Origin of the sequence: Tenacibaculum sp. nBUS_03 (assembly GCF_051201695.1) — a bacterium.
Taxonomy (GTDB): Bacteria; Bacteroidota; Bacteroidia; order Flavobacteriales; family Flavobacteriaceae; genus Polaribacter.
Genome location: NZ_CP179214.1, coordinates 3,883,836 through 3,897,104, shown reverse-complemented (window position 1 = coordinate 3,897,104; position 13,269 = coordinate 3,883,836). Strand labels below are relative to the sequence as shown.

7 protein-coding genes are annotated in these 13,269 nt (G+C 31.1%); 2 read left to right on the top strand and 5 right to left on the bottom strand.

Annotation, left to right across the window (positions count from 1 at the left end; all coding sequences use genetic code 11):
• Positions 1-21: 21 nt before the first annotated feature.
• The 4 genes from ACMFBB_RS17865 to hutH all read right to left on the bottom strand — a co-directional run bounded on the left by ACMFBB_RS17865 (position 22) and on the right by hutH (position 5,568).
• The gene (locus ACMFBB_RS17865; RefSeq protein WP_435262090.1) at positions 22-909 is read right to left on the bottom strand and encodes an ABC transporter ATP-binding protein; all 888 of its coding nucleotides are present in this window, start codon (positions 907-909) and stop codon (positions 22-24) included.
• Between the two features lie 552 nt (positions 910-1,461).
• Entirely contained in the window at positions 1,462-1,992 is a 531-nt protein-coding gene (locus ACMFBB_RS17860) for a DUF4136 domain-containing protein (protein WP_435262089.1), read from the bottom strand.
• A gap of 78 nt (positions 1,993-2,070) precedes the next feature.
• Entirely contained in the window at positions 2,071-4,065 is a 1,995-nt protein-coding gene (locus ACMFBB_RS17855) for a urocanate hydratase (RefSeq protein ID WP_435264333.1), read from the bottom strand.
• 15 nt (positions 4,066-4,080) lie between these two features.
• Positions 4,081-5,568, bottom strand: a complete 1,488-nt coding sequence (hutH, locus tag ACMFBB_RS17850; RefSeq protein ID WP_435262088.1) for a histidine ammonia-lyase — start codon at positions 5,566-5,568, stop codon at positions 4,081-4,083.
• A 78-nt stretch (positions 5,569-5,646) separates the two neighbouring features.
• Here hutH and ACMFBB_RS17845 point away from each other — a divergent pair, with 78 nt between their 5' ends.
• Positions 5,647-6,525 (top strand): LysR family transcriptional regulator, encoded by an 879-nt coding sequence (locus tag ACMFBB_RS17845; protein ID WP_435262087.1) that lies wholly within the window; start codon positions 5,647-5,649, stop codon positions 6,523-6,525.
• Between the two features lie 55 nt (positions 6,526-6,580).
• On the opposite strand, the gene ACMFBB_RS17840 is transcribed toward ACMFBB_RS17845, so the two are convergent.
• Positions 6,581-8,764: an alkaline phosphatase D family protein gene (locus ACMFBB_RS17840; protein WP_435262086.1), complete on the bottom strand. Its 2,184-nt coding sequence runs from the start codon at positions 8,762-8,764 to the stop codon at positions 6,581-6,583.
• A 1,039-nt stretch (positions 8,765-9,803) separates the two neighbouring features.
• Here ACMFBB_RS17840 and ACMFBB_RS17835 point away from each other — a divergent pair.
• Entirely contained in the window at positions 9,804-13,235 is a 3,432-nt protein-coding gene (locus ACMFBB_RS17835) for a methylmalonyl-CoA mutase family protein (protein ID WP_435264332.1), read from the top strand.
• Positions 13,236-13,269: the final 34 nt, after the last annotated feature.

Below are 13,269 nucleotides of genomic sequence, written 5' to 3'. Positions count from 1 at the left end.
TTTTAATTAGTAAAAGAGCACTTAGGCAGTAACTGGTTCGTCTTCTTTTAATGCAATAAAATACACATCATCAAGCTGTGGGCTTACAGAAACAAAATCCTCCGAAGGTTTATCATCTGCAAAAACACGAATATTTAATGTATTATCTTGATTATAGTTTGATGATAAAATATTAAAGGTAGCTTCATGCTTTTCTAAATCGTCTCTATTAATAATTTTAGTCCAAATTTTTCCTTCTATTTCTTTTGTTGATTCTACTGGTGTAGTCTGTTTTAAAATACGGCCTCCATTTAAAATAGCCATTTCATTACACAACTCTTTTACATCTTCAACAATATGCGTAGAAAAAATAACTGTTGAATTGGTACCTATCTCACGTAATACATTTAAAAATCGATGACGTTCAGCTGGATCTAATCCTGCTGTAGGTTCATCAACAATAATTAATTTAGGATTGTTTAATAATAACTGAGCAATTCCAAAACGTTGTTTCATTCCTCCCGAATAGCCTGCTACATATTTTTTCCTTACCTCATATAAGTTAGTTATTTCCAAAACCTCTTTTACAATTTTTTGCCTATCAGGTTTTGAACTAATTCCTTTCAACGTTGCAAAATAGTCTAACAAATCTTCCGCAGACATTTTAGGATATACACCAAATGACTGAGGTAAGTACCCTAACATTTTTCTAAATGTCATTTGATTTTCTAATACATTAATTCCGTCAAAAGTAATATTTCCTGAATCTGGACTTTGTAATGTAGCAATTGTTCTCATTAATGATGACTTCCCTGCTCCATTAGGTCCTAAAAGTCCAAACATTCCTGTTCCTATCTCTAAATTTAAATTATCAATAGCTTTTACTCCGTTTTTGTAGGTTTTAGTTAAATTTTCTATAACTAATCTCATAATTATTTGATTTAGTTGATTTTATTTAGTTTTTATATAAGAAGCTTTGAAAGCTATTTTGTTACAAAAAAGAGACTCTTTTTCGAAAAAAATTCTTTCTAAAGATACAATCCTATTATTTATTTAAAAAAAACGAGATGTTAAGCAACTAATTCTGATATACTAGATAACTAAAAAAGAATTGTTATCAATTGAAAAATATTCCTCTTGTAAGAAAGAGTACTAGTACTTTTAATACAATTGTTTAATATGAAGAAGTTTGATAAATATGTAGATCAATATTACCAAAAATGATTGTATAATGAATATCAAAAAGGGAGTTGATAGAAATACTTATAATACTAACTTAAATAGATTTTTGGCTACAATTCTCGTAGTGAAAGAATTAATTATTAGGAATTGATACTTGAACCAAACTCTATAAAAATGTAAAAACCTAAAGACTTAATAAAAAGATTAAGTGTATATAAATTGGAGATTAACCTGTACTTATAAATTAAAAAGAGAAGTTTGAAAAATTTCAAAACTCCTCTTTCATCCCCTAAAAAAAATTTATTTATTTTGAAACCCTGGAGGGTACCTAGCCATTATCTCTTTTACAAATTCATTAATTCTTGCTTCTTTTCGCTCCACATTAGTTATAGTCAAAGCACCAGTACCAATACCCTGCCAAACAAGCTCTTTCTTACTCGCATCTAGTAAATCTATAAATAAAGTACCTTCCGTATATTGTGATACATTCATTGGACTTGGTCCATAATACCATGGATACCAAAATCCTCCAAAGCGATTATCATTTACATCAATTCGCTCTCTCGATTTAGTAAATAAACTAACTAGAATTTCTGGCGAAGATGACTTCTCCATCCCTTTTGCAACTAGTTCAGCTTCAATAGCACGCATTATACGTTTTTTATCAAGATCAGAAATTGGCGCTTTGTCTATTCCTTTTTTATAAAAAGCAAATGTTTTATATTTAGAAAAATCTACTTTTGAATCGTAATCGGTAGTTACCCTGACCGAAACACAAGAAACGATTAGTAAGGCTATAATAGGTAAGAATAGTAATTTAGATAATTTCATTTTTATAAAATTTAGAGTTTCAAGTACTATAGCGTTTGTTATGGTTTGCTCAACCTGAAACTCTAGTTCTTAAAACTGTTATACATTTTCAAACAATGCGTCATCTACAATGTTAGGAATCGTTACTTGTAATTTCTTCTCAGCCTCCATAGCTCTTTTAATTGCAAAAATAGCTTCATCATTTCTTGCCCAACTTCTTCTTGCTATTCCATTATTTACGTCCCAAAAAAGCATTGATTGTAAACGACGAGATGCTTCCTTAGAACCATCAAGAAGCATGCCAAAACCTCCATTTATCACTTCACCCCATCCAACACCACCTCCATTGTGGATTGAAACCCAGGTAGCACCTCTAAAACTATCTCCAATTACATTTTGTATAGCCATATCAGCAGTAAAACGAGATCCATCATAAATGTTTGAAGTTTCTCGATATGGAGAATCCGTCCCAGAAACATCGTGATGGTCACGCCCTAACACAACAGGTCCTATTTTACCCTTTTTTATAGCTTTATTAAAGGCTTCAGCTATTTTCATTCTTCCTTCAGCATCAGCATATAAAATTCGTGCTTGTGAACCTACTACTAATTTATTTTCTTGAGCACCTTTAATCCACTGAATATTATCAGCCATTTGTTGCTGAATTTCAACAGGAGAGTTTTTCTTTATTTTTTCCAACACCTTGCAAGCAATGGCGTCTGTTTTTGCTAAATCTTCAGGTTTACCAGAGGTACATACCCAACGAAATGGTCCAAATCCATAATCAAAACACATAGGCCCCATAATATCTTGAACATAACTAGGATATTTAAATTCTCGTCCTATTGTTTGATTTGAGTTCATTACATCTGCCCCTGCTCTACTCGCTTCTAATAAAAATGCATTCCCATAATCAAAAAAGTAAGTTCCTTTTTCTGTATGCTTATTTATGGCTGCCGCGTGACGACGTAAAGTTGCTTGTACTTTATTTTTAAATTCTGCAGGATTGTTTGCCATCATTTCATTTGCTTCTTCAAATGAAATATCAGCAGGATAGTATCCTCCAGCCCATGGATTATGCAACGAGGTTTGATCTGAACCTAAATCAATATAAATATTTTCTTCGTCAAATTTTTCCCATACTTCAACAATATTACCTAAATAAGCTATTGAAATTACTTCTTTATTTTCTTTCGCTAAACGAACTCTTGAAACTAGTTCGTCTACATCAGTAATTTTTTCATCAATCCAACCTTGATCTAAACGAACTTGAGTTATTTTAGGATTTACCTCAGCACAAACAGTAATACAACCAGCAATATTTCCTGCCTTTGGTTGTGCTCCACTCATACCTCCTAACCCAGCTGTTACAAATAAGTTTCCTTTAGGTTCTTTTTTTATTTTACGAAAACCATTTAATACAGTAATTGTTGTACCATGAACAATACCTTGAGGACCAATATACATATAACTTCCAGCAGTCATTTGTCCATATTGAGTAACTCCTAAAGCATTAAACTTTTCCCAATCATCAGGCTTTGAATAGTTAGGAATCATCATACCATTAGTGACAACTACTCTAGGAGCGTCTTTATGAGAAGGAAACAATCCCATAGGGTGTCCAGAATACATAGTTAATGTTTGTTTGTCAGTCATTTCCGACAAATATTTCATTGTTAATAAGTATTGCGCCCAATTAGAAAATACAGCACCATTTCCACCATAAGTAATTAATTCATGTGGATGTTGAGCTACAGCATAATCTAAATTATTCTGAATCATTAACATGATTGACTTTGCCTGAGAAGATTTACCTGGGTATTCTTTAATATCTCGAGCATACATTTTATATGTTGGACGAAAGCGGTACATATAAATACGTCCGTATTGCTCTAACTCTTCTTTAAATTCAGGAAGTAATACTTCGTGATGTTTTTTATCAAAATACCGTAATGCATTTTTTAATGCTAATTTCTTTTCCTCAGCAGTTAAAATATCTTTTCGCTTTGGTGCTCTATTTATTGACGAATCATAAATTGGCATTTCAGGTAATTCATCTGGAATCCCTTGTTTTATTTGTTCTTTAAATGTCATCATAATTCTTTATTATTAATTTACTATAAATTCTTGATTTTTAACCATACTTATTAATGTATTAATATCATCTTTAAGCACTCGGTCATCTTCTAATTTAGCAACTCTATTTCTAATTAATGTAAAGTTTTTTTCTAGGATTGGAGAAAAAGTATTGGGTCTCCTAAAATCCATTGCTTGAGCAGCATACATAAATTCAATCGCTAATATTTTATCTATGTTACCTAATATTTGATTAAACTTTCTGCCCGAAATACTTCCCATAGAAACATGATCTTCTTGTCCTAGTGAGGTAGGAACACTATCAGCCGATGGCGGAAAACACAATGATTTATTTTCAGTAACCAAAGCTGCTGTAGTATATTGAGGAATCATAAAACCAGAATTTAACCCACCTGCTTCGGTAAGTAACCTAGGCAAACCATATTTCCCTTCTAATAATAAGTAACAACGTCTATCTGCTATATTTCCTAATTCAGAGGCTGCTATTGAGGCATAATCTAATACCATTGCTAAAGGTTGTCCATGAAAATTACCTCCTGATATTGCTTCTGTTTCACTTAATACAATTGGATTATCTGTTACTGAATTCATTTCTATTTCAGCTAAATGGTTTAAATGCTCAAATGCATTTCTAGATGCTCCATGCACCTGAGGCATACAACGTAAAGAGTATGGGTCTTGTACCCTAGGAAAACTAGTATCTTCTACATTTTTCGAATCTTTTAATAACATTCTCATACGCTCTGCTACTTTCAAGTTCCCTTTAAAAGGACGAATTTTATGTAATTCTTCTTTAAACGGTGATACGTTTCCTGAATACCCTTCTAAACTCATTGCTCCTGCTACATCTGCTAAATCTAACAGGTATTCCATCTTTTTTAAACCTAAAATAGCATGCGCTAAAATAAACTGTGTTCCATTTATTAATCCTAAACCTTCTTTAGCTTCTAAAACTAATGGGGCTAAATTATTTTTTGCTAGGACATCTTTAGCTGGCGCTATTGTATTATTAACCCAAAATTCTCCTTCTCCTAGTAGCGGTAAAAAAAGATGTGATAATGGGGCTAAATCTCCTGATGCCCCAACTGAACCTTGCTCTGGGACTACTGGTAATAAATCATTTTCAATAAAATAAACGATACGTTCAATCATTTCTAAACGTACTCCTGAAAACCCTTGACATAATGCTTGTACTTTGCATATCATCATTATCTTGGATAACTTACTATCGATTGGATTCCCTACTCCTACAGCATGGGTAATTAACAAGTTTTCTTGTAGCTTACTAGTTTCTTCGGGTGTAATTTGTACATCACACAATGGTCCAAAACCTGTATTTATACCATAGATAGCCGCATCAGAATTTGCCATGGTATCTACCTTGGCTCTACATACATTTACTTTATCCTTTGCTTCTGAAGTTATTACTGCTTTTAAAGTTCCTTCTGCTATTGCAATTACTTTATCTACTGTTAAGTGATCTATTCCGTATTTAAACATGTCTTTTATTTCATTTTTTACAAAGTTATTTTTATTTTTGATAACCAACAATACCAATATAATCATTAAATAATAACCATGAGTTATCAAATTGAATTAAGACATTTTCGTTACTTCTTAGCCGTTGCTGAAGATTTACACTTTAGAAAAGCTGCTGAACGTCTTTTTATATCTCAACCTGGATTAAGTAGGCAAATTAAACAGATGGAAGATGATTTAGGCATTCAACTATTTCATAGACATAATAGGAAAGTTCAATTAACTTCTGCTGGAGTATATCTTAAAAATGAGCTCACCAGAAATTTAAAAAACTTAGATAATATTTTAGATTACGCAAAATTACTTCAGGATGGAAAGCAAGGTAAATTAGAGTTTGGTTATGTTGGTTCTGCAATGCAAGATATTATACCTAACTTATTAATTCAATTTAAAAAAGAACACCCTAATGTTCAATTTGGGCTAAAAGAAATGGACAATCAAAAGCAAATTGAGAGTTTACTTTCTCATGATATTGATGTTGGTTTTGTTCGTTTAGACAGGGTACCAAGAGGTTTGGCTATTAAACCTATTTTAAAAGAATCATTTTGCTTAGTTTTACCTAAAAACCATCCCATTAATTTAGATAATTTTAAAAATTTAAATCAATTAAAAGATGAGTCTTTTATTTTATTTGATCCATCTTACAGCCCTTCTTACTATGAAAAAATAATGCAAATTTTTGACAAAAGTGGCTTTACTCCTATCATTTCCCATAACACTATTCATGCAGCATCTATTTATAAACTTGTAGAAAATGGTTTTGGTTTATCTATAGTTCCTAAATCTCTTCAAAAAGGGTATAATATGGAAGTGAGATTTATTGAGCTTTTTAATATTCCACAACGCACTACCTTATCTGTAGTATGGGATAAAAACAATAGAAACCCTATTGTTTCCTCTCTTTTAAACAAAATTTAAATAAAAAGATCGCTTAAACGTTTTAAACGACCTTTTTTTAATTAAAAATTCATTTTTATTTAATAATAATCTTTTTCGTATGGTTTTGATTTCCTGAACTTATTTTTATAACATAAGTACCTTTTGAAATTTGATGTACATTAAAACCTATATTATAAATTCCTTTAGTATGTTTTTTATTTTCAACTAACGATTTTATTTTAACACCAGTTATACTAAATAACTCTGCAGAAATAATGCTTTCTTTTTGAACTAAATAATGAATATTTCCTTGAGAAGTCATTGGATTTGGGTATACCCCTAGTACAACAAATGCTTCTTCAATAGTATTCTTATTATTCTCTAATTTATAACCTACATTGTCTCCATAATTTTTATCATCAGATTTTTTAGATACTACATTGGTAAAGTTAACACCGCATACTCCTTTATTTACATAATAACTTTTATAATGATACTGACCTGTGTTTGGCTTTGTAATGTCATTCATAAAATACCAATCGGCTTGCACTTTATTTTTTTTAACATCTAAAATATAATAACCATGTTCAGTTAAATTAACATCTTTCATATGCTTATTTAAAATTTTCGTGTACCATTCTGCTGTCGCAGCAAGAGAATTATCTAAATTTTTAGAAGTTACACTTGGTACTATAAACTCAGATGCTACACACTTATTATTATACATTGTATTTCCTATATAGGTACTATGAATATCTCCTGTTAAAACTACAATGTTATCAATATTATTAGTTGCTATATGCTCATAAATTTTAGCTCTTTCCTCTATAAAGCCATCCCATGCATCATTTGTTGGTACCCCCTTGTAAAACATCATCATTACTTGGTTACCAATAATCTTCCAAGTTGCATTAGAAGTCGATAATTTGTTTAATAACCAATCAAATTGAGGTTTTCCTAATATTGATTTGTAAGAAGAACTTCGTCCAGCTAATTTTTCTTTTAATTGTAAATCGTTCTTTTTAATTGATTTTTCAAGTAATGAAACTAATTTTTCTTCATACATATTTGAATTCAACCTTCTTTTTCCAAATGTTTTGTAGCTATATACTAAATTAGTTATCTCATCTACTACAAATTCATTTTCTGAACTTGTCAATTTTGAGGTTTCTAAGAAATAAGGTATTATTTCTTCTAAGACTTTTTTAATTTCCTCTGGCGTTTCAATAGTTCTAGTTTTAAGTATCTCTTCAACCTTCTCTTTTAACTTTTCATCAGGTTTGCTTATTTTCTTTTCTTTAGCTATTATTTCTCTATTTGTTAATGTTTCTCCCCTTCCTTCAATTCGAGTATCTAACATTAATAAATCTGCTAAATTTCCGTAAGAAAAACTTCTGTATAACCTATATTCTTCTATTGAATTTGCTCTAACTGGTTGCCATTCAAAATAAGCTTTATGTGCGTTATTTTTTCTTACTTCCCAGCTACCTTCTTTAGGTTCACTATGATTTTCAGCACCAAACTTATCAGCATCATTAGCAAACTCATGATCATCCCAAATTAAAATAAAGGGGTGTTGTTGATGTATCTCGCGCAACATTGGATCTAAGCGATAATATGAGTAACGAACTCTGTAATCATTTAAAGTAATAATTTCATTTTTAGGTAAATGACCTCTACCTACTGATTGTGAATAACCGTATCCCCCACTTTCATATTCATAAATATAATCTCCTAAATGAATTACTGCGTCAATATCATTTCTTTTAGCAAGCTCTTTGTATGCATTAAAATATCCTTCTTGATAATTTGAACACGATACTACGCCAAAACGGACATTACTTACATTACCCGTAGGTGATGTTCTAGTTTTACCTATAATAGATTTTTTCCCCAAAGCATCAAATTGATAATAGTATGACGTATTAGACTGTAAATCTCTAACATCAACTTTTACCGTGTAATCTACCTCATCATTTGTTATTACACTCCCTTGTTTTATGATATTTTTAAATTCAACATCAGTTGCCAATTTCCAGTTTACCCTAACTGCTTCTTTATTTGTTGTTATTCGTGTCCATATAACCACCGCATCCTTTAAAGGATCTCCAGAAGCAACACCATGATAAAAAGGGGCTAATGAGGTATCAAAATAATCTTCTATTTTTTCATTTTTTAAAGATCTTCCGATTTTGGTTAAAACTCCTTCTTCTTGAGAGTTAACAGAGGTAATGGCTAGTAATATTACTATTATTGTATACGTTATATTTTTAAACATTTTGATTCGTTTTGAATAAGTTTTTTTACTTTATTAATTTTAGTACTGATGAAATACTTTCATCTGAGCTTTTTCAGTTTTAGAATACACTTCTGTGTTATTTCCTAAAGTCTGACTACACTATCATAATAGTAGTTGAAAGATTATGAGTTAAAATTAATTGGTATTTATAATTACCTAAGCATAAGGTAAAAAACATACCTAAATAAAGTACTTTGAGTTGTTTTTTAGGGGACATATTTTAAAAATTTTGAACGAAACTAAACTATTTTTCAAAATTTTGTTATGCATGCATAACAATTAACTTAAGCTTAAACTCCTTAACATTACAGTCGTTATTTTTTAAAAAACACATAACTAAAAATTAACACCCAACAACCAAACAAACAGTATTTTATAAATAAATTCTATTTTTAAAATTTGTTTATGTTCCCTTTTTAAGTGAGCTATATATAGCCCTTATATACATTGAAGTTCCTATTTTAGTAAAAAAAAGTATCTTTATCGAGTGATTTTTATTTCAAAACATATTATCCCAAAAGGCTTTATTGGATTAACCTTATACCCTTTTATATTTTTAAAAAGAAAAGATTTAAAACATAATTATGAGCTTGTTAACCACGAGAAAATTCATTTAAAACAACAACGAGAGTTACTTGTTATTTTCTTTTTTTTGTTTTACGGTATTGAATGGTTCATCAAGTTAATTATATACAAAAACAAATATTTAGCATACAAAAATCTAAGTTTTGAACGAGAGGCATATTATAACGAAACAAACTTATATTATTTAGAAAAGCGAAACTTTTGGGCTTTTTTAACTTACTTGTAGGTTGATCTGTTAATTATGATAATACTATAAACTCAAATTCAAAAGACTTAACCACCGAAGAATCTCCAAGTTAAATAAGACTACAGAATAAGTTAAACACTTCCAATTACTTTAGCTCGCTAGTTTTCTTGTTATTATTCTTAATAAATCGGAATATTTTTTAATATTTCCGTAAATTGCATGCCAATAATTCAAGTTAATTTACGAATGGAACAAATAACTCCTTATAAACCTACATACAAAGTACGAATTGTAACTGCAGCCTCTCTTTTTGATGGCCACGATGCTGCTATTAATATCATGAGAAGAATTATACAATCAACTGGTGTTGAAGTAATTCACTTAGGACATGATAGAAGTGTTGAAGAAGTTGTGAACTGTGCTATTCAAGAAGATGCTAATGCTATAGCAATGACATCATACCAAGGTGGGCACAATGAGTATTTTAAATACATGTACGATTTGTTAAAAGAAAAAGGAGCTACTCACATCAAAATTTTTGGTGGAGGTGGTGGAGTTATTCTTCCAGAAGAAATTAAAGAATTGATGGATTATGGAATAACTCGTATTTATTCTCCTGATGATGGAAGAGAATTAGGCCTTCAAGGAATGATTAATGATTTAGTAAAAACTTCTGATTTTGCTATTGGTGATGTTTTAAATGGAGAGGTAAAAAAATTAGCTTCTAAAGAAATTGGTAGTATAGCTCGGGTAATATCTTCAGCTGAGAATTTTCCTGAAGTAGCTAAAGAAACTTTAGATACCATTCACGAAAAAAACAAAACATCTAAAACACCTGTTTTAGGGATTACTGGAACTGGTGGCGCTGGAAAATCTTCATTAGTAGATGAGTTAGTTCGTCGTTTTTTAATAGACTTTCCTGAAAAAACAATAGGACTAATTTCTGTAGATCCTTCTAAACGTAAAACTGGTGGAGCATTATTAGGAGACCGTATTCGTATGAATGCTATTAACAATGAACGCGTTTACATGCGATCGTTAGCGACTCGCCAATCTAATTTAGCCTTATCAAAATATGTAAATGAAGCTGTTGAGGTTTTAAAAGCTGCTGAGTTTGATTTAATCATCTTAGAAACTTCTGGTATTGGGCAATCAGATACAGAAATTATTGAGCATTCTGATACATCTTTATATGTAATGACGCCAGAGTTTGGTGCTGCCACTCAGTTAGAAAAAATTGACATGCTTGATTTTGCCGATTTGGTTGCTATTAACAAGTTTGATAAGCGTGGGGCTTTAGACGCTATACGTGATGTAAAAAAACAATACATGCGTAATAACAATTTATGGGATGTTCATATGGATGACATGCCTGTTTTTGGTACTATTGCCTCTCAATTTAATGATCCCGGAATGAATACGTTATACAAACGTATTATGGATAAGTTAGTTGAAAAAACTGGTGCAGATTTAAAATCTAATATGGAAATTACTAAAGAAATGTCTGAAAAGATATTTGTAATTCCACCAAGTAGAGTTCGCTATTTATCTGAAATTTCAGAAAATAATAGAGCTTATGATAAAAAGGTAGATAGCCAAGTAACTGTTGCCCAAAAATTGTATGGTATTCATCAAACTATAGAATCTATTATTAATTCAACTGTTGAAATTATTAAAACAGGACTAAATGAAGATGAAATTTTACAACAAGCTCAAAACGACGAACAAGATTTCATCAAACTTTTAATTGCTCAATTTGACAAGGTAAAACTTAATCTTGATCCTCATAACTGGGAAATCATTTTAAATTGGCAAGAAAAAGTACAGAAGTATAAAAATCCTATTTACACATTTAAAGTACGTGACAAAGAAATTAAAATAGCCACACATACTGAATCTCTTTCTCATTCTCAAATTCCTAAAGTAGCACTTCCAAAATACCAAGCTTGGGGAGATTTGTTACGCTGGAATTTACAAGAAAATGTTCCTGGAGAATTCCCTTATGCTTCCGGGTTGTATCCTTTTAAGCGTACAGGTGAAGATCCTACAAGAATGTTTGCCGGTGAAGGAGGTCCTGAACGAACAAACAGACGTTTTCATTACGTAAGTTTAGGCATGCCTGCAAAACGTTTATCTACTGCTTTTGATTCTGTTACTTTGTATGGTAACGACCCTGGACACAGACCAGATATTTATGGTAAAATTGGTAACGCTGGAGTTTCGATTTGCTGTTTAGATGATGCTAAAAAGCTATACTCTGGGTTCGATTTAAGTCATGCTATGACCTCAGTTTCTATGACTATTAACGGACCAGCTCCAATGTTGTTAGGTTTCTTTATGAATGCTGCTATTGATCAAAATTGCGAGAAATATATCAAAGAAAACAAACTAGCACATAAAGTAGAAGCTAAATTTAAAGAAATATACGACTCAAAAGGTTTAGATAGACCAAAATACCAAGGTGAACTGCCAGAAGGAAATAATGGTTTAGGGTTACTTTTATTAGGTTTAACTGGTGATATGGTTTTACCTGCCGATGTGTATGCCGAAATTAAAGCTACTACACTAGCACAAGTTCGTGGTACTGTACAAGCTGATATTTTAAAAGAAGATCAGGCTCAGAATACCTGTATTTTTTCTACTGAATTTGCATTACGCTTAATGGGAGATGTTCAAGAGTACTTTATAAATAAACAAGTTAGAAATTTTTATTCTGTTTCTATTTCTGGGTATCATATTGCTGAAGCTGGTGCTAACCCTATTACTCAATTAGCACTGACCTTAGCAAATGGGTTTACTTATGTTGAATACTATTTATCTAGAGGCATGGATATCAATAAGTTTGGACCAAATTTATCATTCTTTTTCTCTAACGGAATCGACCCTGAATATTCTGTAATCGGTCGTGTAGCTCGTAAAATATGGGCAAAAGCATTAAAACATAAATACAATGCTAACCCTAGAGCACAAATGTTAAAATACCATATTCAAACTTCTGGTCGTTCTTTACACGCTCAAGAAATTGACTTTAATGATATTCGTACAACATTACAAGCTTTATATGCTATATATGATAATTGTAATTCATTACATACTAATGCTTATGATGAAGCAATTACAACACCTACTGAAGAATCAGTTCGAAGAGCAATGGCTATTCAATTAATTATTAACAAAGAATTAGGATTAGCTAAAAATGAAAATCCTATACAAGGATCATTCATTATTGAAGAATTGACTGACTTAGTAGAAGCGGCCGTTTTAGAAGAGTTTGATAGAATCACTGAACGTGGTGGGGTTTTAGGTGCAATGGAAACCATGTATCAACGTTCAAAAATACAAGAAGAAAGCTTGTATTATGAAACTTTAAAGCATACTGGTGAGTTCCCTATTATTGGTGTAAATACATTTTTAAGTTCTAAAGGTTCTCCAACTGTTCAACCAGCTGAAGTTATTCGTGCTACAGAGGAAGAAAAGCAATTTCAAATTCAAACAAAAGAATTACTTAACAAAGCAAATGATGGAAAAGTGCAGGAGCAATTAGCAATTTTACAGCAAGCTGCTATTCAAAACGAAAATCTATTTGATAAACTGATGGAAGCAACTAAGTATTGTTCATTAGGTCAAATTACTCAAGCTTTATTCAAAGTTGGAGGACAATATAGACGTAATATGTAAAAAGGACTATCTTTTTATAGATATCTAAAAACCC